Here is a 22,433-nt window from a genome sequence, read left to right on the forward strand (position 1 = left end):
GCCGCGATACTGACACTGTTACGGTGACAGTGTCAAGGAAGGCCGCCCGGCGGGGTGCCATGATGGTGCGGATGGACGGGCTCACGCTGATCAACCTGTCGCACGTCAACGACCCGGCCACGACCACGCTCTATCCGGGGGACCCGCCGTTCGAGCTGGAGACCGTGGCCACCGTCGAGGAGCACGGATACCACCTGAGGTACGTCCGCCAGGGGGAGCACACCGGCACCCACTGGGGAGCGCCGGGGCACTTCAACCCGGGCGAGCCGCTCGCCGACGACCTCGACGTCAACGACCTGTTCCGGCCGGCCGTGAAGATCGACGTCCGGGCGCAGTGCGCGGCCGACGCGGACTACGCGGTCACGGTCGCCGACCTGACCGCGTGGGAACGGCGGCACGGCCGGATCCCGGCGGAGTCCATGGTGATCATCTGGACCGGATGGGACGCCCGCTGGGGCACCCCCGCGTTCGCCAACCTGGACGCCGGCGGCGTCCCGCACCAGCCCGGCTTCGCGCTGGAGACGGCGCGCTGGCTGGTCGACACCGGCCGGATCGGGTACACCGGCGGGACCGGCACCGACACGTTCGGCCCGGACCCCGGCCGCGACCGGTCGTACGCGGTCTCGCGGCTCGTCTACCGCCGGCACCGGATCAGCCTGGAGGTGCTCGCCAACCTCGCCGCGCTGCCCGCCACCGGCGCACACGTGCTCTGCGGCGGCACCATCAACCGGGCCGGTTCCGGCTCCGCCGCCACCATCTACGGGGTCCTGCCGGCCGGCTGAACGCGGCGACGGCGGGGACGGACGATCCCCGCCGTACCGGGGGCCGGGCGCCGGGCGGACTGCTCGGCGCCTGCCCCGGGACGGCGGGGACGACGGTCAGGCCACCTCTCGGCGCAACACCCGGAACCAGCCCACGACCAGCGGCACCACCACCCAGACGAGGACCGAGACGCCGAGCCGCGTCCATTCGTCCCCGGTCATCGCGGGTTCGGACAGCGGCGTCGTGGTCTGGTTGATGTCCAGCCAGCCGGCCGCGGTGCGCAGCGTCTTGACCAGTCCGGCCAGGATCGACCACACCGTCGGCAGAGCGAAGTACAGCACGATGGCCACGGGCGAGTTGAGCAGCAGCGCACCGAACCCGTACCCCATCAGGACCAGCACCACCTGCAGCACCAGCGCCTGCACCAGCATGTCGCCGCCCAGCGTCCACGAACCGTCGCCGCCGGTGGCACTCGCGATCGCGTTGCCCACCACCGCGAACAGGCCGTTGGCCCCCAGCGCCAGGACCGCGATCAGCACCGCCGCGATCAGCTTGGCGGTGAGCACCCGGCCGCGCTCCGGCACCAGCGTGAACGTGGTCAGCGCGGTGCGCTGGGACCATTCGCTGGTCACCGAGAGGATGCCCAGGACCGGGAGCAGGACGGCGGACGGCAACTGGGCGAACGTGAAGAATTCGACGAACGTCTGCTGCTCCGCGTCCGCCGCGAACAGCAGGATCACCACGGTGGCCGCCGCGGCCAGCGCGATGACGATCAGCAGCCACAGCCCGGCGCGGGTGTCGGCGAGCTTGCGCAGCTCCACCACGATCAGGCGGTGCAGCGGCACGGCGGACCGCTGCGGTGCCCGGGCGGTCGCGTGCTGCGGGCCGGCGGGCTGTCGCGCGGTGTCGACGGCGGTCATCGGACGGCCTCCTTCACGTTGTCGCCGGCGGTCAGTTCCAGGAACATCTGCTCCAGGCCGCCGGAGTCGGCCGGGCGCAGTTCCAGCAGGACCACCTGGTCGGCCGCGGCGGCCTTGCCGATGGCGGCGGCGTCGGCCTGCACGACGACGCCCCCGTCCGCCCGGCGGGTGCCGGTCAGGCCGACCCGCTGGAGCGCGGCGTCGAGGGCGTCCGGGTCCTCCGCCCGGACCACCATGCCGGACGCGGCCAGCAGCTCCGCCTTGTCACCCTCGGCCACGATCCTGCCGCCGCCGATCATCACCAGCCGGTCCGCGACCGCCTCCACCTCGCGCAGCAGGTGCGAGGAGAGCAGCACGGTGCCGCCACGGTCGGCGAAGTCACGCAGCAGCCCGCGCATCCAGAAGATGCCCTCCGGGTCCAGGCCGTTCGCCGGTTCGTCGAGGATCAGGATGCCCGGGTCGCCGAGCATCGCGTGGGCCAGCCCGAGCCGCTGCCGCATGCCGAGCGAGTACGCCCCGACCCGCCGCTTCGCCGCCGTCTGGTTGAGGCCGACCCGTTCCAGGCCCTCCTCGACGCGGCTGCGGTCCACGCCCATGGTGCGCGCCGCGAGGTGCAGCACCTCGCGGCCGGTCCGCCCGGAGTGCTGGGCGGACGCGTCCAGCAGCACGCCGACCCGGCGGCCCGGGTTGCCGAGCCGCCGATAGGGCACCCCGTCGACGGTGGCGGTGCCCGCGGAGGGCGGCGTCAACCCGCAGATCATCCGCATGGTGGTGGACTTGCCGGCGCCGTTGGGCCCGAGGAAGCCGGTCACCGTGCCGGGCGTGCAGGTGAACGACACGTCGTCGACGGCCGGATGGTCGCCGTACCTCTTGCTCAGATGTTCGACCGTGATCATGTGCCTCAGCCTGCGGCAGCCGCCCGGCCACCCGCGTCGGCCGCCGGTCGTAACCCGCGAACCTTCGGCTAGCGGCGGTTACGACTTTGGTCGGTATCCGCGCCGTTCCCCGCGCTCGTAGCATGGCCGGTGTGGGCACGCTGACGACGGAGTACCGCTGGCTGCTGCCGGCGGCCCTCGTCGCGGACCCCGACGAGGAGCGGCCGGTGCGCCGGTCCACCCGGGACTGGGTGGTCGACACGATCTGTTTCGTGCTCGGCTACGGCTTCACCGTGCTCGCCACCATCGACCTGCTGCAGCCGCACCCCACGATCGTGCCGCAGTGGCAGGGCACCCCGCACTGGCTGGTCTGGCTCGACTTCGTGGCCGGGACGCTCCTCGCCGCCGCGCTCTGGTGGCGGCGCCGGTGGCCGGTGTGGCTGGCGCTGGGCGCGCAGCCGCTCGGCCTGTTCACCGTGTCCGGCGCCATCTCCGGCCTGGTCCTGCTGTTCACCGTCGCGGTGCACCGGCGGTTCGCGGTCACCGCGGCGATCACCGCCGTCACGATCGCGACCAACGCCGTGTTCGTCGGAGTCCGGCCGGAGCACAACACCGGCTACTGGGAGGGGCTCATCTGGAGCGTGGTGATCATCGCGATCATCGTGCTGTGGGGGATGGTGGTCCGCTCCCGGCGCCAGCTGGTGGTCTCGTTGCGCGACCGGGCCGACCGGGCCGAGAGCGAGCAGCAGCTCCGCGTGGCGCAGGCCCGGGTGCTGGAGCGGACCCGGATCGCCCGGGAGATGCACGACGTGCTGGCCCACCGGATCTCCCTGCTCAGCCTGCACGCGGGCGCGCTCGAGGTGCGCCCGGACGCGGCGCCCGCCGAGGTGGCCGGTGCCGCCGCGGTGATCCGGGCCAGCGCCCACCAGGCCCTGCAGGATCTGCGCGAGGTGATCGGCGTCCTGCGGGAGGGCGAGTCGGATCCGGCGACCGCGCCGGAACGCCCGCAGCCGACCATCGCCGAGCTGTCCGCGCTGGCCGACGAGTCCCGGGCCGCCGGGGTCCGGGTGCGGCTCGACCTCGGGCTGGAGTCGTCCGACGTGCCTGAGCTGACCGGGCGGACCGCGTACCGGATCGTCCAGGAAGGGCTGACCAACGCCCGCAAGCACGCGCCGGGCGCCGTGGTGAACGTCGCGGTCGGCGGCGCACCCGGCTCCGGGCTGACCATCGAGATCCGCAACCCGTGGCCGATCCCGGGCGCGGCCGGGGTGGCGCTGCCCGGTGCCGGCACCGGGCTGGTCGGTCTCGCCGAACGCGCCACCCTGGCCGGCGGCCGGCTGACCCACTGGCGCACCGACGCCGAGTTCTCGCTGTCCGCCTGGCTGCCCTGGCCCGCGGGCGGGACGGCGTGACGGCCGGCCGGGTGCGGGTGCTGATCGTCGACGACGACGCGCTGGTGCGCGCCGGGCTCACCATGATCCTCGCCGCCGCGGACGACGTCGAGGTGGTGGGCGAGGCCGCGGACGGCGCCGACGTACCGGCCGCGGTGGCCGCGCACCGGCCCGACGTGGTGCTGATGGACATCCGGATGCCCCGGATCGACGGCCTGGCCGCCACAGAGTCGCTACGGCAGCGCCCCGACCCGCCCGAGGTGATCGTGCTGACCACGTTCGACGCGGACGAGTTCGTGCTGCGGGCGTTGCGGGCGGGCGCCAGCGGCTTCCTGCTCAAGGACACCCCGCCGGTGGACATCCAGCGCGCGGTCCGCCGGGTCGCGAACGGGGAGGCGACGCTGTCGCCCACGGTGACCCGCCGGCTGATCGCGCACGTGGCCGGCCCGGCCGGCGACGACGCCGGCCCGGGACGCGGCCGGGCCCGGGCCCGGGCCGCGCTGGACCGGCTCAGCGAGCGGGAACGCGACGTGGCGCTGGCACTCGGCCGGGGCAGCTCGAACGCGGAGATCTCCGCGGAGCTGTTCATGAGCGTGGCGACCGTGAAGGCGCACGTGTCCCGGATGCTGACCAAGCTGGAACTCAACAACCGGGTGCAGGTGGCGCTGCTGGTGCACGACGCCGGACTCGTCTGACGCCTGCCCCTCGCCTGCCGGACGCCTTCCGGTAACCCGCCGGCCGCCCGCGCTCCCTACGGTCTGCGTCCATGGCTGCCCCTCCCGAGGTGACCGTGGTCATCCCGACCCGTTTCCGGCCCGACCTGGTGACCCGCGCGGCGCGCGGCGCGCTCGCCCAGACCGTCGAGAACATCGAGGTCGTGGTCGTGGTGGACGGACCCGACGAGGAGACGCACGCGGCGGTGAAGAGCATCGCCGATCCCCGGCTGCGGCTGATCGGCCGGCCGGAGAAGGGCGGCGCGCCGAACGCCCGCAACGTCGGCGTCCGCGAGGCGCGCGCGCCCTGGGTGGCGTTCCTCGACGACGACGACGAGTGGCTGCCCGAGAAGCTCCGGGTGCAGCTCGACCTGGCGGCGGCCGCGGACGTGGCACTGCCGGTGGTGGCGACCCGCCTGATCAACCGCACCCCGCGCGCCGACTCGGTGATGCCCCGCCGGCTGCCCTTGCCGGGTGAGCCGCTGAGCGAGTACCTGACCGTCCGGCGGGGACTGTTCTACGGCGACGGTTTCATCCAGACCTCCACCATCATGGCGCCGGCCGTGCTGGCCCGCCGGGTGCCGTTCACCGTGGGGCTGCGCCGCCAGCAGGAGCTGGACTGGACGCTGCGGGCGCTGCGCCAGGAGGAGGCCGGGCTGGTCTACGCGGAACAGCCGCTGGTGGTGTGGCACCAGGACGAGGACCGGGAGCGGATCTCGCTGGAGACGCCGTGGGAGTCGCAGCTGGACTGGCTGCGCGGCAGCCGGGAGCTGTTCACGCCGCGGGCCTACGCGGCGTTCACCATGAGCGTGCTCGCCTCGATGGCCGCGCCGACCCGACGTCCGGCGGTGTTCCGGGACCTGTGGCGCGAGGCCCGCGGGCACGGCCGCCCGGGTGCCCTGGACTACCTGACGTACCTGCAGATCTGGGCCCTGCCGCCGGTCGTCCGGCAGCGGGTGCGTGACCTGGTCCTGGGCCGTGTCCGCGGATAGGACCGTCGTCGTCTGGCGCAGTGCGCTGCTGTCCGGCTCGGAGACCTTCGTCCGGCAGCACGGCGCCCACCTGACCCGCTGGCGGCCGGTGTACCTGGGTGCCGCCAAGGTGGCGTCCGCGCTGGCCGAGGAGACCGACGTCGTGGTGTTCCCCGGCTCGTTCTGGACGCTGCGGCTCACCGGCTGGTCACCCCGGCTCCGGCGGGCGTTGCGGGCACAGCGGCCGGCGCTGGTGCACGCCCACTTCGGCGGCGACGGGTGGCTGGTCAGCCGGGCGGCGTCCGGCGTACCCCTGGTGGTCACCGTGCACGGCCACGACGTGAGCCGGCAGCCCGCCGCCCCCGGCCTGCGCGGGCTGCGCTACCGGCGCAATCTGCGCGCGGTGTTCCGCCGGGCCACGGTGATCCTGGCCGTGTCCGGGGCGATCCGGGACCGGGCGGTCGCGTGGGGCGCCGACCCCGCGAAGGTGCGCGTGCACCACACCGGCGTGCCGCTGCCGGCCGCCGTGCCGGACGTGCCGAAGCAGTGGGACGTGGTGTTCGTCGGCCGGTTCGTGGCCAAGAAGGGCGTCGACGACCTGGTGGAGGCGCTGGGCCCGGCCCGCGCGCTGTTCATCGGCTCGGGCCCGCTGCTGGACCGGGTCCGCGACCGCGCCCGGGAGCTCGGCGTGGACGCCACGTTCGCCGGGCAGCTCGACCCCGCCGCGGTGGCCCGGCACGTCGCCGCCGCCCGGATCCTGGCCGCGCCGTCGAAGACCGCGGCCGACGGCGACGCCGAAGGGCTGCCCACCACGATCCTGGAGGCGGCCGCGCTCGGCGTACCGGCGGTGGCCACCCGGCACAGCGGCATCCCGGAGGCGGTCGTCGACGGCGTCACCGGCCTGCTCGGCGCGGAGGGTGACCGGGTCGCGCTGGCCGCGAACATCGCCCGGCTGCTCGCCGACGACGAGTTGCGGTCGGCGCTCGGCCGGCAGGCCCGCGCGCACGTGGAGACGAACTTCGACCTGGTCCGGCAGACCGCCGCCCTGGAGGACCTGTACGACGCGCTGGCTACCGGCCCCGCCGCAGCGCCCGGCGGGCCAGCCTCGCGGTCTCCACGAACGTCGCCGCCGCCCGGGCCGTCGGCGTCCCGCTCAGCATCCGGACCAGCCGCCGGTTCCGCTTGAGCAGATCCTCCCGCTCGGTGAGCGCCTGTTCGTACCAGGTGTGCCGGGCGAGCGCCTCGGACAGCTGCCGGGCCAGCCGGTCCCGCTCGGCGACCACGTCGGCCAGGACCGGTACCCGCGGCCGCGGATCCGGGTCCACCGGCACGTCCTCGCCGGCCATCGCGGCCAGCAACCCGGCCAGGCCGGCCTCGTCGCGGGGCGCCGGCCAGGACGCCAGGTGACCGGCCCGGGTCAGCGTCGCGGCCAGATCGCGCAGCGCGTCCACCGGATCGGCCGCCGGCACCAGCGGCGTGAGGCGCCCGTCCGGGCCCACCACGACCTGCCCGGCCGGTACGCCGGGCGCCGCCGCCCGCCACGCCCGGAGCCGGTCGCGGACCTCCGGCATGTCGTGCCGCGCGCACGCCGCGCCGAGATGGTCGGCCAGCGTGCGGCCGGGCGGGCCGTCGGGCACCCGCGGCGTCACCGGCGGGCCGGCGACCAGCAGCCAGCCCGGGGCCAGCGCCATCGCGAGGTGGTGCCGGACCGCGTCCACCGCCAGCGCGGCCGGGTCCCGCAGCACCGGTTCGGCGGCGGCGCAGGCCCGGGACAGCGCGGCCTCCACCGTGCCCCGCCGGTCCGGGTCGGTCAGCGCCGCCTCGGGCAGCAGCACGGCGGGAGCCGACGCCGACGGGTACGCCGCGTACGCCGCCACCACGTCACCGAGCCGCTCCCGCAGCGCGCCCAGGTCCCGCGGCCGGGACTCGTCGCCACCCCGGACCCACGCCGCGTCCCCCGGGTCCGCGGGCAGCGCCACCAGCCGGTCCAGTCCCATCGGATTCGCCATGCCGAGGACGAACAGCGCGCCCGGCCGGCGTACCGACCGCAGCACCTCGAGCGTGTCCGACCAGGACAGGTCCGCGCCCTCCACGCTGGGCAGCCGGTCCAGCCCGTCGAGGGCCAGCACGGTGTCGAACGGCGGCTCGCCGGCCAGTTTCTCCGGGCTGCCGCACAGCACCGTGACCCCGGGCCGGCCGGCGTAGCGGCGGGTCAGCGCCTCGGCGTCGGGCAGGCCGCGGACCAGGACGGTGAGGTCGTCGGCGGGCACCGTGTCGATCAGGTCCGGGTGGTGCGGCCCGGCGATCAGGGTCCGCCCGCCCACGGCCGCCAGGACCTCGGGCGGCACCGTCGCGCGTACCGGGCCCGGCCGGCCGGCCAGGTCCGACCACGTCTCCATCTCGCCGCCGATGATCCTCACCGGGCCGCCGCCAGCAGCGCGTCGTCGTCGGCGTACGGCGGCTGGAACGCGTCCGGCCAGCCGAACACCCGGCGCAGCTCGGCCGGCGGCAGCAGCCGGTCCGCGCCCAGTTCGGCGGTCGCGAGCGCGGCGGCCGGACCCGGATCCGGGTCCGGGCCGTGCAGGGCGGCCCAGTGCCGGCGGATGCGGGCGGCCACGGCCGGGTCCTCGCGCTCCAGGTGCATCGGATCGCCGTACACGGCCGGGGCGCAGCCGGCCAGCACGCCGTAGAACACCGCGCTGCACAGCCGGTTGGACGCGACCCGGGCGTGTCCGCGCAGCTCGGCCAGCTGGCGGTGCAGGAACAGCGGGTCGAGGTCCTGCCACCGGCCGCCGCGGTAGCCGTGGCAGATCACCCGGAAGCCGGCCCGCTCGTACCGCCGGCGTACCGGCGCGGACCGGAACTCCTGCCAGTACAGGCACACCGTGACCGGGCCCGGCTCGGTGTCGCGGATCTCGGCGATCAGCCGGTCGTGGTCACCCTGCACGTGCTGGCCCTCCCAGCCGTGGAACGGGTACCAGATGGTCCCGGTCCGCGCCGGATCCGCCGCGGGTTCCATGGCCAGCAGGTACGCCCACGGCGAGCCCACCACGTACGTCTCCCGCCGCCCGCGCGACCAGGCCCGGCGGCGGGTCCGCTCGGACCAGAGGAACAGCGGGGTACCCGGCACCACCGGGTGGTCGGCGGCCATGCCGTCGCCGACGTTCCAGCCGTGCTGCAGGTAACCGTGGATCCGGGGCGGGTCGCGATCGTCCAGGCCGCAGTAGCGGGCCAGCACGTGCGAGTGGCCGTAGTAGTGGTTGGCGTGGTGCACGGCGGCGAACTCTAGGCGTCCGAACCGGCCGGCAGCCGACCACCAGGTGTCGCCCGGGTGAACGTCAGCGCGGCCAGAGCGGTTCCGGCGCGAGCCGCTCGGACTCGCGCAGCACCCGCAGCATGTTGCGCCCGGTGAGCTTCTCCAGGTCGGCCGCCGGCCAGCCGCGGTCGGCCAGTTCGGCGAGGACGCGCGGGTAGCCGGTCACGTCCTCCAGCCCGACCGGCAGCAGGTCCGTGCCGTCGTAGTCGCCGCCCAGGCCGATGTGGTCCACGCCGGCCACCGCGCGCACGTGTTCGACGTGGTCGGCGACCTGCGCCACGGTGGCCGACGGGCGCGGGTGCGCGGCCAGCCAGGCGTCGTACTCCGGGCTGGTCTCCGCGGTGGGCCAGGCCACCGGTTCGGCGACGCGTCCGGGCACCGGCGCGGGCGGCCAGCCGGCCGGCGCGGGCGGCAGGCCCAGGCGCTCCCGCTCGGCCGTCGCGGCCCGGTCCCAGGCGACCAGGTCGGACGAGACGAAGTACGGCACGAATGTCAGCTGCACCACGCCGCCGTTGCCGGGCAGCCGGCGCAGCACGTCGTCCGGGACGTTGCGGGGATGGTCGGTCAGCGCCCGCGCCGACGAGTGGCTGAAGATCACCGGGGCGGTGGCGACGTCCAGCGCGGCGTGCATGGTCACCGGCGCCACGTGGGAGAGGTCGACCAGGACGCCGATGCGCTGCATCTCGGCGACGATCGCCCGGCCGGTGTCGTTCAGGCCGTCGACCGCGGGTTCCTCCACCGCGCTGTCGGCCCAGGACGTGTTGTTGTTGTGGGTCAGCGTCACGTACCGGACGCCGAGCCGGGCGAACGCGCGCAGCACGCCCAGCGAGGTGGCCAGGCTGTGCCCGCCCTCGATGCCGATCAGCGACGCGATCCGGCCGGCCGAGATGGCGCGTTCCACGTCGTCCGCGGTGCAGGCCAGGGCCAGGTCCGCCGGGTACGCGGCGACCATCCGGTGCACCGCGTCCACCTGTTCCAGGGTGGCCACCACGGCCTCGGGCTCGGGCAGGTCGGACGGCACGTACACCGACCAGAACTGCGCGCCCACCCCGCCGGACCGCAACCGCGGCAGGTCGGTCTGGAACTCCGGCCGCGCCGCGTCCAGCCCGTCCACCCGGTAGCCGGCCTTCGCCCGCAACTGCATGGGCAGGTCGTTGTGCCCGTCGATCACCGGCATCGCCCGCAGGACCTCGTCGACCAGCGTCACCACGCGCCCCTTCCGCCCGGCCAAACCCAAGATCACACAGTACGTCCACCGCAACCACCTGGCACCTGGACGGGCACGAAGCGTGCACCTCCCGGCCCGCAATCTTCTCTGCATGCCCGGCCGAACACGCGGCTGGACAACTCGGGGGAGTGCAAAATCGTGCGGTCCAACCTGCGTAAGTCCGCTTCCGTCCTGGCCGCCGTGCTCGGCGGCACCGGTGCCGTGCTGGCGGCCCCCGCGTCGGCCGGCGCCGCCGCGGGTCCCGACCTGAAGGTGCACGCCAGCGACGACGCCTACACCTCGAGTGTCCGCCGCGACGCCGGTTTCGGCGCCGAGGACAAGCTGGTGGTCGGCCGGCTCGGCAACGACGTGAAGACCTCGTTCCTGAAGTTCGTGGTGCCGGCCGGCACCACGGTCACCGGCGCCCGGCTGAAGCTGGTCACGATCGGCTCCCCGCTCGGCAAGGTCACGGTCAACCGCGTGCCGGACACCGCGTGGACCGAGAAGAAGCTGACCTCGGCGAACGCGCCGGCGCTGGGCCGTCCGGTGGCCGCGGTGACGGCGAAGGACAGCGACACCGAGCTGGTCTTCGATCTGTCCGCGGCGGTCACCGGCCCGGGCACGTACGCGTTCGCGGTGCGCTCGTCGGCCGGCGCGACCACCCGGTTCCGCGCGGCGGAGAACGCCTCCGGCCGCCCCGAGCTGACCGTCACGACGAAGGCCGCGACGCCGGCCCCCACCAAGCCGGTCCCGACCAAGCCCGTCCCCACGACGCCGGCGCCCACCAAGCCCGTCCCCACGACGCCGGCCCCGACCAAGCCGACACCGACCACCCCGGCTCCCACGACTCCGGCCCCGACCACCCCGGCCCCGACCACCCCGGCCCCGACCACCCCGCCCCCGACGACTCCGGCCCCGACCACGCCCGCCCCCACCACCCCGGCCCCGACCACGCCCGCTCCCACCGCCGAGTGCGTGACCGACGCTCTGCTCGTGCCGTCCTGCGGCGTGCTCTGGGGCGGCGCCGCCGGCGGCTTCACCAGCGCACCCCGGGACCAGGCGCTGAAGGACTGGGAGAACCTGACCGGGCGGACCGCCACGATCTTCCACCAGTACCACAAGGGCGACGAGGTGTTCCCCACCAAGGCCGAGATCGCGATGACCCGGGACCCGGCCCGGCCCCGCGTGCTGATGCTGAACTGGAAGGTCGCCTACGGTTCGACCTGGGCCAAGGTCGCCAAGGGTGAGCAGGACAAGCGCATCGACGCGTTCGCCGACCGGATCAAGGCCACGTACCCGGAGAAGTTCTTCCTGGCGCTGAACCACGAGCCGGAGAACGACGTGATCGCCAAGGCCGGCTCCGGCTGGGAGGCCAAGGACTTCGCGGCGATGTACCGGCACACCATCGAGCGCCTGCGCGCCAAGGGCGTCACCAACGCGATCAACGTGATGGCCTACATGGGCAACGAGAAGTGGATGTCGCAGTCCTGGTGGGCCGACATCTACCCGGGCGACGACGTGGTCGACTGGATCGGCCTGGACTCCTACGTCAGCGCCGAGCAGGGCTACTACCACTACGGCATGTTCGCCGACCTGCTGGACCGCAAGGGCAAGACCGGGCCGGGCTTCTACGAGTGGGCCACCACCAAGCACGCGGACAAGCCGCTGATGATCGCCGAGTGGGGCGTGTACCACCGCATCGGCAAGGTCACCGACAAGTCGCCGGGCTACGGCAGCGTCCGCCCGGAACTCGCCAAGCGCCCCGGGATCAAGGCGATCGTGCACTTCGACACCCCGCACGACGACGAGGGCGACCGCGACATCAGCGTCAACAGCTCGAAGTCCAGCCTCACCGCGTTCCAGAAGCTCGCCGCCGACCCGATCTTCAACGTGAAGCTCGGCTGAGTTCCCGGACCTGACTCACGAGCCGCCCGGCGGGCCTGCCGGGCGGCTCGTGCCGTCGTTAGGCTGCCAGCCATGACCGCGCTTCTCGCCGCCCTGCTGGTGGCCGCCGTCGTCACCACCGGACTCGCGGTCGGGCTGCTCTGGGCCTGGGCGGTCGCCGTCCTGCCGGCCCTGCGCACCGCCGGGGACACGCTGTTCGTCGAGTTCACCCAGCGGGTCAACGTGGCGATCCTCAACCCCCGGTTCCTGCTCTGCTTCGTCGGGGCGCTGGTGCTCGACCTGGCCGCCACCGTGCTGGCCGCCCTCGACGGACGCGGTGCGGTGCTGCTCCCCGCGGCGCTCGCCCTGGCCGGCTACGCCGCCACGGTCGGCATCACCCGTGCGGTCAACATCCCGCTCAACAACCGGATGGACGCGGCGCGCGAACCCGGCCCGGCGCGGGCGATGTTCGAGACCCGGTGGACCCGGTGGAACGCGGTACGCACGCTGACCGGCGTACTGTCCCTGGCCTGTCTGGGGTGGGCGCTCGCCGCCCTGTGACCGGGCGCGCCCCGGCCGCCGTCGAGCGTCCTTCCCGGACCGGTCCGATCCGGCTCCCGCCGTTCGTCATCGTGCTGACGGACCAGACGAGGAGCAGTTGATGGACACAGTCACGAACACGCAGGTGGCGGTCACCCTGACCGTCCCGCTCCCGCCGCGGCGGATGTGGGACCGGATCAGCGCGGTGACCCGGATCGGCGAGTGGAGCCCGGAGGCCACCGGCGCGCACTGGTGGGAACCGGACCCCGACATCGCCGTCGGCGCCCGCTTCACCGGCCGCAATCGCTTCCCGAACGGGCTGGAGACCACCGTGACCTGCGTGGTCGTCGCGGCGGAACCGCCGGCGACCTTCGCCTGGACGGTGCTCGACGACGCCGGCCTGGTCGGCTCGACCTGGCACTACGAGTTGCGGGCCGGCCCCACCGCGGGCAGCACGGTCGTCCGGCACTCGTTCACCCACGGACCGGGGGCCAGCGGCACCAGAAGCGCGGCCGACACCGGTTCCCGGGCGTTCCACGAACGGCTGGCGGCGATCTGCCGCAACATGGCGGACACCGTGACCGCCATGGCGGCCGCCGGATAGCGGCGGACGAGTCCGGACACCACCGGGTGGGATGCGCGGCACCCGCCGGGGATCCGTGCCACGATGAGGTCGAGAGTCCGGTTCAGTCAGGAGTCAGGTAGATGAGCGAGCACGTTTCCGACAGCGCCGAGTGGCAGGCGGTCCAGGGGCACGCCGAGAAGTTCTCCGGTGTCCACCTGCGTGACCTGTTCGACAGCGACCCGAGGCGGGGGGAACGGCTCACCGCCGAGGTGGCGGACCTGTACGTGGACTACAGCAAGAACCTGGTCACCGAGGAGGTGCTGGCCGCGCTGTTCGCCCTGGCCCAGAAGGCCGGGCTGCGGGACCGGGTGACCGCGATGTTCGAGGGGCGGCACATCAACGCCACCGAGGACCGGGCGGTGCTGCACACCGCGCTGCGGCTGCCGCGCACCGCCACCCTGGTGGTGGACGGCCAGGACGTGGTGGCGGACGTGCACGCCGTGCTGGACCGGATGGGCGCGTTCAGCGACCGGGTCCGGTCCGGGGAGTGGACCGGCCACACCGGCCAGCGGATCCGGACCGTGGTCAACATCGGCATCGGCGGTTCCGACCTCGGGCCGGTGATGGCGTACGAGGCCCTCAAGGCGTACGCCGACCCGCAGATCGAGTGCCGGTTCGTCTCCAACATCGACCCCACCGACCTGTACGCCAAGACCCACGATCTGGACCCGGCCACCACCCTGTTCGTCGTGGTGTCCAAGACGTTCACCACCCAGGAGACGCTGACCAACGCCACCGAGGCGCGCAACTGGCTGCTGGCCGGCCTGGATGGCGACGCCGCGGCGGTGGCCCGGCATTTCGTCGCGGTCAGCACGAACGCGCAGAAGGTCGGCGACTTCGGGATCGACACCGACAACATGTTCGGCTTCTGGGACTGGGTCGGCGGGCGGTACTCGTTGCCGTCCGCGGTCGGCCTGTCGGTGATGGTGGCGATCGGCAAGGAGCGGTTCGCCGAGATGCTGGCCGGTTACCACACGGTGGACGAACACTTCCGGACCGCGCCGATCGAGCGCAACGTGCCGGCGCTGCTCGGCCTGCTCAACGTCTGGTACGACACGTTCCTCGGTGCGCAGTCGCACGCCGTCCTGCCGTACGCGCAGTACCTGCACCGGTTCGCCGCCTACCTGCAGCAGCTCACCATGGAGAGCAACGGCAAGTCGACCCGGCTGGACGGTACGCCGGTGGAGTACCAGACCGGCGAGGTGTTCTGGGGCGAGCCCGGCACCAACGGCCAGCACGCCTTCTACCAGCTCATCCACCAGGGCACGAAGCTGATCCCGGCGGACTTCATCGGGTTCAGCGAGCCGAACCACGACGTCGGCGGCATGCACGACCTGTTCATGTCGAACTTCTTCGCGCAGACCGGCGCGCTCGCGTTCGGGCGCACCGCCGAGCAGGTCACCGCGGAGGGGGTGCCGGCCGGGCTGGTCCCGCACAAGGTCATGCACGGCAACCACCCCACCACCACCATCCTGGCGCGCAAGCTCACCCCGGCCACGCTCGGGCAGCTCATCGCGCTGTACGAGCACATCACGTTCACCCAGGGCACGATCTGGGAGGTCAACTCGTTCGACCAGTGGGGTGTGGAACTCGGCAAGGTGATGGCGAACCAGCTCGCGCCGAAGCTGACCGCGTCGTCCGCGCCGGACGCGGACGCCGACTCGTCCACCGACACCCTGATCGCCCGGTACCGCGCCCAGCGCGGTCGCTGATTTGTCGGTTCCGGTGTTCACTGTCGATCGTGGACACCGGGGCCGCGCGGTCCGGGGTGGATACGTTACGGTCGTCAGTCATGCTGGTCCGACTCGCCGCCGTAGCCCTTCTCGGAACCCTGCCCGTGGCCGCGCCCGGCCAGCCCGACGCGCCGGGCCAGCCCGGCGCGCCCGCGGAGAGTGACGCCCCGGCGGTCAGCCCGGTCACCGGCGTGACGCTCGCCTGGACCACGGTCGAGGGTCACCGTCAGGTGCTGGTGACCTGGCAGGAGACCGGCACCCTGCGCAACCGGGTGGACATCGTGCACGCCGACGGCGCGCCGTTCTCGACCGGCGCCACGGTCGAGGCGGACCAGCCGAACCGCAGCACCGAGGACCCGGTGCTGTTCGGCGACACCGGGCAGCACCGGATGGCGGTGCACGTCCTGGACGCCGCCGGCAAGCCGGTCGGCGAGCCCGCCCTGTCCCCGGTCTTCGACACCGACCGGCTGCCCGCCGTCCAGCTGGACGCGGTGAACCCGCGCGCCGACGGCACCGTGGAGCTGCGCTGGACCCCGCGGCCGCCGGCCGCCGACACCACTCCCGGCGACCCGCTGGACCTGCCGGTCGAGAACCCGCAGCGGGCGGTCCCGATCGTGTCGAACCAGTACGCCTACGACCACGACGAACTGTCCGGCCCGATCACCGGCCCGTCGTTCGTGGTGCCCGCCGAGCACCGGCCGCCGTACCTGGCCGGGCTGAAGACCCTGAACGAGTGGGGCAGCACGTTCACGGTCAGCGAGGTGTTCGGCACCCGGCTGGCCGCGAAGGTGCCCGCCCGGGTCAGCCGCGGCGCCACGCTGACGGTCACCGGGACCGTCGAGGAGACGAAGCGGGCCTGCGACATGGCCGCCTGCTGGCCGGTGGAGGCACCGGAGAAGAACCGGCAACTCCAGCTGCAGTCCCGCACCGGTTCGGCCGCCGCCTGGCAGGTGGTCGCCACCGCCCGGAGCGGGAACGACGGCACCTACCGCCTGAGCGTGCCGTCCCCGGGCACCCGGCAGTACCGGGTCGTCGCGCCGCCGGTCACGTCCGGAGTGGACGGCCGGGCCCGCGCCGCCGCCGTCACCAGCCCGGCGACCGCCACCTCCGTCCCGCCCGCGAGCGGCTCGGCCAGTCCCAGCCCCAGCCCGACCGCCAGCAACGGCACCGGCGGCGGCGGGGCCAGCCTGCCGATCACCGGCGCCCCGGCCGGGACGGCGGCGGCACTCGGCGCCCTGCTGATCGCGCTCGGCGCGCTGCTGCGGGTGGCCGCCCGCCGTCGCCCGCCCACCGCGACCTGACGCCCGGACCTGACGCCCGGACCTGACGCCCGGACCTGACGCCCGGACCTGACGCGGTGGCGTGAGGCCCGGCGGCGTGCCGTGTCGGGGTTGTGTCGTACCCCGGCTCTAGGGTCTTCGGCGTGACCGCCTCCCGCGCCCTGCCGGCCCTGCCCGCCCGCCTGACCAGCCTCCTGCTGCGCCCGCACCCGTCCGCCGCACCGGACACGGTGGCCGGCGTGGCGGAGTGGTTCGGCGCGATGCAGGCGCAGGACATGGCGAGCGTGCTGTGGTCGCTCGGCGCGCGGCTGCCCGGCCGCACCCAGGCCGACGTCACCGCCGCGCTGGAACGCCGCGAGGCGCTCCGCACCTGGCCGATGCGCGGCACGGTGCATCTGGTCCCGAGCGCCGACGCCCGCTGGATGCTCGACCTGATGGGCGTTCGCGCGCTGGCCGGCGCGGCGGCCCGGCGCGCCTCGATCGGACTGGACGAGGCGACCGCCGAGCGCGGCGTCGAGATCCTCGCCGCCGCCCTGGCCGGCGGCGGCCGGCTGACCCGCGCCGAGTGCCTGCGCGCGCTCACCGACGGCGGCATCACGCTCGGTCCGCAGCAGGGCTACCACCTGTTGTGGTACGCGAGCCAGAAGGGCGTCACGGCGATCGCCCCGCACGTCGGCAAGGAGCAGACGTTCGTGCGTCTCGACGAGTGGGCCCCGGCACCGCACAGCCCCGGCCGCGAGGAGGCGCTCGGCCTCATCGCGCTCCGGTTCTTCCGGTCGCACGGGCCCGCCACGGTGCCCGACCTGGCTCGCTGGACCGGCCTGACCGTCGCCGACTGCCGCACCGGCGTCGCCGTCGCGGGCGACGCGCTGACCGAGGCCGGCGGCATGCTGGTGGATCCCGCGCTGCTCGACGCGGACCTGCCGGAGACCGACGACTGGCTGGCGTTGCCCGGCTTCGACGAATACCTGCTGGGCTACAAGGACCGGTCGCTGATGGTCGACGACGCCCACAAACAGGCGATCATCCCCGGCAACAACGGCATCTTCCAGGCCACCGTGGTCCGGGCCGGCCGCGTGGTGGCCACCTGGAAGCGCTCGCTCACCCGCACGGCCGTCACGGTCGCGGTCCAGCCCTTGGTCACGTTCGGTGCCGCGGACCGCCGGCACACCGAGGCGGCCCTCCAGCCGTACGCGACGTTTCTCGGGCAGCCGCTGCGGGTCACCTGGCCGTGAGTGTCGCCAGGACCTCCGGCCAGTGGCCGAGCAGCGTGCTCAGGTGCGCGGTGTCCGGGCGCACCACCAGCGTGGCGCCCGCGATGCGCCCGGCCAGCCAGGCACCGTTGCGGGGCGACGCCTGCGGATCCCGCGCGCCGTACCAGAGCCACACCGGGCAGCGCACCCGCTCGGGGGCGAACGCCCACCGGCGGAACGTCACGGTGGCGTCCCGCAGATATCCGTCGGTCCGGGCGACCGCCTCCCGCGCCGCCGCGGCCAGGTCGGCGGCCGGCAGCGCGGCGAGCACCGCGGCGTCCGCGGGGTGGGCCCCGTCCGTCCAGCGGGCGGCCAGCGCGTCGTCGTCACGGTCGTCCGCGCGCAGCCCGGCCACGTACCGCTCGAACTCCGGCCGCATCAGCGCGACGGCGTCCGCGGGGGACAGGTCCGCGAGCCGGGCGACGAAGGCGCGCTGCTCGGCGTCGACGCCGTCGCGGTGCACCGGAGGGTCCAGCTCCGGCACGTTCGCCGGCGCGGCGACCAGCCCGGCCGTGGTGACCCGGTCCGGATGGCGGACCGCGCACGCCAGGGCGTACGACCCGCCGACGGACATGCCGAGCACCGCGAACCGGCCGATCCCCAGCCGGTCGGCCAGCGCGGCCACATCGTCGGCGACCGGGAGATGCCCCGCTGCGCCCGGGTCGGCGGTGGCCGGGAGATCCTCCGTCGGGCGTGCGTCGGCGGTGGCCGGGAGATGGCCCGGCCCCGGGCCCGGGTCGGTGGGGCGGTATGGGTCGGAGAGGCCGTATCCGGGCCGGTTGACGGCGATCAGCCGCACTCCGGCCGCCCGCGCCGCGCGGTCGCCGCTGCGGGCGATCAGCCGGCTGTCGGGACAACCGGGCAGGAACATGACGGCCGGTCCGTCGGCGGCCCCGCCGGCCCAGTACTGCAGGCGGCGGCCGTCCGCGAGTTCGCAGAGCCCGTCGGTGCCCGCTCCGGTCGGGTCGCCGTGCACCATGTCACCTCCTGTGGCCGCCGCCCGCCGGGTGCCGTCCGTTCCTGGCCGGACCGGCCGCCCCGGCGGACTGGCATGTCGTACATTGTCCGTACTGTCGTGCGGGCATGGGGGGTGACCGCTGCTGTGGCACCGTTGAGCATGCCGCACCGCCGGCGTCCGGGCCGCCGGCGTCTCCCACCGGCCCCCGGCGGCCGCGACCCCGCCCGGGCCTCGCCGCCTTCCGCGCCGGAATCGCCGGAATCGCCGGTCCCGGCAGTCCCCGGTCCCGGGCAGCCCGGGCCTCGCCGCCTTCCGCGCCGGAATCCCTGCTCCCGGCAATCCCCGCTCCCGGCAATCCCCGCTCCCGGCAATCCCCGGTCCAGGGAAGCCCGGGCCGTGCGCGCACGCCGGGAGCCATCCCCGAAGATCAGCCGTCACCCCGACGGGCACCGCCGTCATCTCCGACGATCACCCTCGTCACCCCCGACGATCACCACCGTCACGGCCGCGAGATCATCGTGCGTGACGCCGTCCTTCGCGGCCGCCAGCGTCCGTGACCGCGTACCGACCAGGAGAACGCTGTGAGTAGTCCGTCCGTGGCAGCGCCCGACAAGCTCGACGCCGCCGTACTGAAGATCGCCGGGGTGGTGGTCCTCGGCGCGATCATGTCGATTCTCGACGTGACCGTGGTCAGCGTGGCGCTGCCCACGTTCCAGACCGAGTTCGACGCGACCTACGCCCGGGTCGCCTGGACCATGACGGGCTACACGCTGGCCCTCGCCACGGTGATTCCGCTCACCGGCTGGGCCGCGGACCGCTTCGGCACGAAACGCCTCTACATGACCGCGCTGGTGCTGTTCACGTTCGGCTCCGGCCTGTGCGCCACCGCCGACTCGATCGGGCAGCTCATCGCGTACCGGGTGCTGCAGGGACTGGGCGGCGGCATGCTGATGCCGCTCGGCATGACGATCATGACCCGGGCGGCCGGGCCGCAGCGGATCGGCCGGCTGATGGCCGTGCTGGGCGTGCCGATGCTGCTCGGGCCGATCGGCGGGCCGATCCTGGGCGGCTGGATGATCGACATCGCCAGCTGGCACTGGATCTTCCTGATCAACCTGCCGATCGGCCTGGTCGCGCTGATCTACGCGGCGGTGGCGCTGCCGAAGGACAGCCCGGAACCGTCCGAGTCGTTCGACTTCGTCGGCATGCTGATGCTCTCGCCCGGCCTGGCGCTCTTCCTGTACGGCGTGTCGTCGCTGCCCGAGACCGGCACGTTCGCCGACCGCAAGGTGTGGCTGCCGATGCTGGTCGGCGGCGCGCTGGTGATCGGCTTCGTGTTCTACTCGTTCAAGCCCCGGCATCCGCTGCTCGACCTGCGGCTGCTGCGCGACCGCAACCTGTCGGTGGCGGCGCTGACCCTGGCCGTGTTCATGATCGCCTTCATGGGTGCCGGCCTGTTGTTCCCGAGCTACTTCCTGCAGGTGCGCGGCGAGACGACGCTCGACGCCGGCCTGCTGATGGCCCCGCAGGGCATCGGCGCGATGGTCACCATGCCGATCGCCGGGATGCTCGCCGACAAGATCCCGGTGGGCCGCACGGTGCCGTTCGCGCTCGTGCTGATCGCGGCCGGCTTCTTCGCGTTCACCCAGGTCGGCACGGACACGTCGTACTGGCTGCTGTGCGGTGCGCTGTTCGTGATGGGCCTCGGCATGGGCGGCACGATGATGCCGGTGATGACGTCGGCACTGCGGACGCTCACCAACCACGAGGTGGCCCGCGGCTCCACGCTGCTGAACATCGTCCAGCAGATCGCCGGCTCGGTCGGCTCGGCGATCATGTCGGTGATCCTCACCAACGAGCTGAACGACTCCCCGGCCATCCCGGGGGTGACCGACCCGCAGACCGGCGAGCCGATCACCGAGGCCGGTCTCGCCATCGCGGTCGAGCAGAACCCGGCGCTGGCCGCCCAGTTCCCGGTCGAACCGTCGGTGCTGGAGCGCGGCCTGGAGTTCGTGGCCGACGCGTTCGGCACGACGTTCTGGGTCGGGTTCGCCCTGGTGCTCGCCACGTTCATCCCGGCCTTCCTGCTGCCGCGCCGGCGTGAGGTGTCGCACCTGAACGACGACGAGAAGGTCGCCACGCCGGTCGTCATCCACTGACCGCACCGCCCGGGCGCGGCGGGACCGTGCCGCGGCCGGGCGGCCCCGTCCGGGACCACGTGACCTCGCTGGTGCCGAACCAGAGCACCCACTACCCGCCCAGCCCACCCAGCCCGCCCAGCCCACCCAGCCCGTCCGGACCGGCCGCCGGCGGGACCGGGCCCGCCGGTGCGCCGTCCGCCTCGGCGCACTCGTCGAGCCGGCGGGTCAGGAAGGCGCGTTCGGCGTCGTTGCGGGCGGCGCCGACCGCGACGCGGTAGTGCGTCGCGGCCTCGCCGGCCCGGCCGGCACGGCGCAGCAGATCGGCGTGCACCGCCGGCCGCAGCGGGTGGTCACCGGCCGCCGCGAGCAGATCCAGGCCGGCCTGCGGGCCGTCCCGCATGGCGATCGCGACGGCCCGGTTCAGCCGCACCGTCGAGGACGGCACCAGGACCAGGAGCCGGTCGTACAGCCGGGCGATCCGGGCCCAGTCGGTGTCCGCCGCGGTGGGCGCGGTGGCGTGGCAGGCCGCGATCAGGGCCTGGAGCTGGTACGGGCCGATCTGCTCGCGCCGCAGGGCGTGCCGGACGGTGGCCAGCCCGGCGCCGATCCGGGCGGCGTCCCAGCGGTCGCGGTCCTGGTCCTCCAGCGGCACCGGCACGCCACCGGGGTCCACCCGGGCGGCGCGGCGGGCGTCCAGCAGGAGCAGCAGCGCGTGCAGGCCGGCGGCCTCCGGGTGGTCCGACATCAGCTCGGCGACCAGGCGGGCCAGGTCCACCGCCCGGTCGCACAGGTCGCCGCGGATCAGGTCGGGGCCGGCCGTGGCGGCGTACCCCTCGTGGAACATCAGATAGATCACGTGCAGGACCGCCGTGGTGCGTTCCGGCAGCAGGTGGGCGGGCGGCACCCGGTACGGGATGCCGGCCAGTGCGATCTTCCGCCGCGTCCGGACCAGCCGCTTCGCCATCGTGGCCTCGGGCACCAGGAACGTGCGGGCGATCTCCGCGGTGCTCAGGCCGCACAGCGTGCGCAGCGCCAGCGTCACCCGGGACTCCACCGACAGCGCCGGGTGGCAGCAGGTGTAGAGCAGCCGCAGGCGCTCGTCGGTGAGGCCGCTGTCCAGCGAGTCCAGGTCGACGTCCAGGTCCGTCACGGCCTCGCCGGCCAGGCCGCGCAGCTTGACCGCCCCGACCCGGGCGCGGCGTACCCGGTCCACGGCACGGTTGCGGGCCGTGGTGATCAGCCAGGCCCGGGGGATGTCCGGTACGCCGTCGCGCCGCCACGCCGGCAACGCGGCCGCGAACGCCTCCTGCGCGGCGTCCTCGGCCAGGTCCCAGTCGCCGACCGCGCCGATCACCGCGGCCACCACCCGCCCCCACTCGGCCCGGAACACCGCGTCGAGCACCGCCGCGACGGGGTCGCCGCCGGTCATGCGTCGCGCACCGGCCGGATCTCCACCTGTCCGATCGCCGTGGCCGGATGGCCGGCGGCGATCTCGATCGCCTCGTCCAGGTCGCGGCAGTTGATCAGGGCGAATTCGCCGACCTGCTCCCGGCCCTCCACGAAGGGCCCGTCGGTGAGCAGCACCTCCTCGTCGCGGACCCGGACCGTGGTCGCGGTCGGGCTCGGGTGCAGCCCGGCGTGCAGCTCCAGCACCCCACGGCGCTCCAGGTCGGCCATCCACTCGGTGAACCGGTCGTACGCCCCCGCCACCTTCCGCTCCTGGGCGGTGACCTCGTCGGCGCTGATCAGCAACAGGTATCGCACGGTTCCTCCTCGGCGAGCATTCGACGACTCTAGGACGAACGGCCCGGCAGGATGGGGACACCGCGGTGTCCTCCGGCCGTCCGCCCGTTCGTCCCCATGG

General features: G+C 74.2%; 20 protein-coding genes. 12 read left to right on the top strand and 8 right to left on the bottom strand.

Annotated features, from left to right (window positions below):
- The first annotated feature begins 23 nt into the window (after window positions 1-23).
- Window positions 24-782: a cyclase family protein gene (locus tag LDL48_RS14150; RefSeq protein ID WP_225255553.1), complete on the top strand. Its 759-nt coding sequence runs from the start codon at window positions 24-26 to the stop codon at window positions 780-782.
- A 96-nt stretch (window positions 783-878) separates the two neighbouring features.
- On the opposite strand, the gene LDL48_RS14155 is transcribed toward LDL48_RS14150, so the two are convergent.
- Window positions 879-1,682, bottom strand: a complete 804-nt coding sequence (locus tag LDL48_RS14155; protein WP_225255554.1) for an ABC transporter permease — start codon at window positions 1,680-1,682, stop codon at window positions 879-881.
- Window positions 1,679-2,578, bottom strand: coding sequence for an ABC transporter ATP-binding protein (locus tag LDL48_RS14160; protein ID WP_225255555.1), 900 nt, complete (start codon window positions 2,576-2,578; stop codon window positions 1,679-1,681). The genes LDL48_RS14155 and LDL48_RS14160 overlap by 4 nt, the downstream gene beginning before the upstream one ends.
- Window positions 2,579-2,709: 131 nt before the next feature.
- On the opposite strand from LDL48_RS14160, the gene LDL48_RS45020 reads away from it, so the two are divergent.
- The 4 genes from LDL48_RS45020 (at window position 2,710) to LDL48_RS14180 (ending at window position 6,818) form a co-directional block, all read left to right on the top strand.
- Entirely contained in the window at window positions 2,710-3,969 is a 1,260-nt protein-coding gene (locus LDL48_RS45020) for a sensor histidine kinase (protein WP_225255556.1), read from the top strand.
- Between the two features lie 62 nt (window positions 3,970-4,031).
- Window positions 4,032-4,643 carry a response regulator gene (locus LDL48_RS14170; RefSeq protein ID WP_255628184.1) on the top strand — a complete coding sequence of 204 codons (612 nt, stop codon included), beginning with the start codon at window positions 4,032-4,034 and terminating at the stop codon, window positions 4,641-4,643.
- A gap of 71 nt (window positions 4,644-4,714) precedes the next feature.
- The gene (locus LDL48_RS14175; protein ID WP_225255558.1) at window positions 4,715-5,653 is read left to right on the top strand and encodes a glycosyltransferase family 2 protein; all 939 of its coding nucleotides are present in this window, start codon (window positions 4,715-4,717) and stop codon (window positions 5,651-5,653) included.
- Entirely contained in the window at window positions 5,640-6,818 is a 1,179-nt protein-coding gene (locus tag LDL48_RS14180) for a glycosyltransferase (RefSeq protein ID WP_225255559.1), read from the top strand. Before LDL48_RS14175 ends, LDL48_RS14180 begins: the two co-directional genes overlap by 14 nt.
- Here the strand turns inward: LDL48_RS14180 and LDL48_RS14185 are convergent.
- From LDL48_RS14185 to LDL48_RS14195, 3 genes are all read right to left on the bottom strand, one after another.
- Window positions 6,703-8,052, bottom strand: coding sequence for a hypothetical protein (locus LDL48_RS14185; protein WP_225255560.1), 1,350 nt, complete (start codon window positions 8,050-8,052; stop codon window positions 6,703-6,705). The two genes, LDL48_RS14180 and LDL48_RS14185, sit on opposite strands and share 116 nt — an antisense overlap.
- Window positions 8,049-8,906, bottom strand: coding sequence for a hypothetical protein (locus LDL48_RS14190; RefSeq protein ID WP_225255561.1), 858 nt, complete (start codon window positions 8,904-8,906; stop codon window positions 8,049-8,051). The genes LDL48_RS14185 and LDL48_RS14190 overlap by 4 nt, the downstream gene beginning before the upstream one ends.
- 64 nt (window positions 8,907-8,970) lie before the next feature.
- The gene (locus LDL48_RS14195; protein WP_225255562.1) at window positions 8,971-10,155 is read right to left on the bottom strand and encodes a dipeptidase; all 1,185 of its coding nucleotides are present in this window, start codon (window positions 10,153-10,155) and stop codon (window positions 8,971-8,973) included.
- 159 nt (window positions 10,156-10,314) lie between these two features.
- Between LDL48_RS14195 and LDL48_RS14200 the strand changes: the two genes are divergently transcribed.
- From LDL48_RS14200 to LDL48_RS14225, 6 genes are all read left to right on the top strand, one after another.
- Entirely contained in the window at window positions 10,315-12,060 is a 1,746-nt protein-coding gene (locus LDL48_RS14200) for a CBM96 family carbohydrate-binding protein (protein WP_225255563.1), read from the top strand.
- 72 nt (window positions 12,061-12,132) lie between these two features.
- Window positions 12,133-12,600 (top strand): anthrone oxygenase family protein, encoded by a 468-nt coding sequence (locus tag LDL48_RS14205; RefSeq protein WP_225255564.1) that lies wholly within the window; start codon window positions 12,133-12,135, stop codon window positions 12,598-12,600.
- A gap of 100 nt (window positions 12,601-12,700) precedes the next feature.
- On the top strand, window positions 12,701-13,183 hold the full coding sequence (locus tag LDL48_RS14210) for an SRPBCC family protein (RefSeq protein WP_225255565.1): 483 nt from the start codon (window positions 12,701-12,703) through the stop codon (window positions 13,181-13,183).
- Between the two features lie 101 nt (window positions 13,184-13,284).
- The gene (gene pgi, locus LDL48_RS14215) at window positions 13,285-14,916 is read left to right on the top strand and encodes a glucose-6-phosphate isomerase (RefSeq protein WP_225255566.1); all 1,632 of its coding nucleotides are present in this window, start codon (window positions 13,285-13,287) and stop codon (window positions 14,914-14,916) included.
- A gap of 80 nt (window positions 14,917-14,996) precedes the next feature.
- Window positions 14,997-16,238, top strand: a complete 1,242-nt coding sequence (locus LDL48_RS14220) for a hypothetical protein (RefSeq protein WP_225255567.1) — start codon at window positions 14,997-14,999, stop codon at window positions 16,236-16,238.
- A 122-nt stretch (window positions 16,239-16,360) separates the two neighbouring features.
- Window positions 16,361-17,452 (top strand): winged helix DNA-binding domain-containing protein, encoded by a 1,092-nt coding sequence (locus tag LDL48_RS14225; protein WP_225255568.1) that lies wholly within the window; start codon window positions 16,361-16,363, stop codon window positions 17,450-17,452.
- Here the strand turns inward: LDL48_RS14225 and LDL48_RS14230 are convergent.
- A complete protein-coding gene (locus LDL48_RS14230; RefSeq protein WP_225255569.1) occupies window positions 17,439-18,449 on the bottom strand; it encodes an alpha/beta fold hydrolase in 1,011 nt (336 codons plus the stop codon). The two genes, LDL48_RS14225 and LDL48_RS14230, sit on opposite strands and share 14 nt — an antisense overlap.
- 560 nt (window positions 18,450-19,009) lie before the next feature.
- Between LDL48_RS14230 and LDL48_RS14235 the strand changes: the two genes are divergently transcribed.
- On the top strand, window positions 19,010-20,587 hold the full coding sequence (locus tag LDL48_RS14235) for a DHA2 family efflux MFS transporter permease subunit (RefSeq protein WP_225255570.1): 1,578 nt from the start codon (window positions 19,010-19,012) through the stop codon (window positions 20,585-20,587).
- A 91-nt stretch (window positions 20,588-20,678) separates the two neighbouring features.
- On the opposite strand, the gene LDL48_RS14240 is transcribed toward LDL48_RS14235, so the two are convergent.
- On the bottom strand, window positions 20,679-21,998 hold the full coding sequence (locus LDL48_RS14240) for an RNA polymerase sigma factor (RefSeq protein ID WP_225255571.1): 1,320 nt from the start codon (window positions 21,996-21,998) through the stop codon (window positions 20,679-20,681).
- On the bottom strand, window positions 21,995-22,333 hold the full coding sequence (locus tag LDL48_RS14245; RefSeq protein WP_225255572.1) for a YciI family protein: 339 nt from the start codon (window positions 22,331-22,333) through the stop codon (window positions 21,995-21,997). Before LDL48_RS14245 ends, LDL48_RS14240 begins: the two co-directional genes overlap by 4 nt.
- Window positions 22,334-22,433 lie beyond the last annotated feature (100 nt).

The organism is Jidongwangia harbinensis, from assembly GCF_020216025.1.
GTDB lineage: Bacteria > Actinomycetota > Actinomycetes > Mycobacteriales > Micromonosporaceae > Actinoplanes > Actinoplanes harbinensis.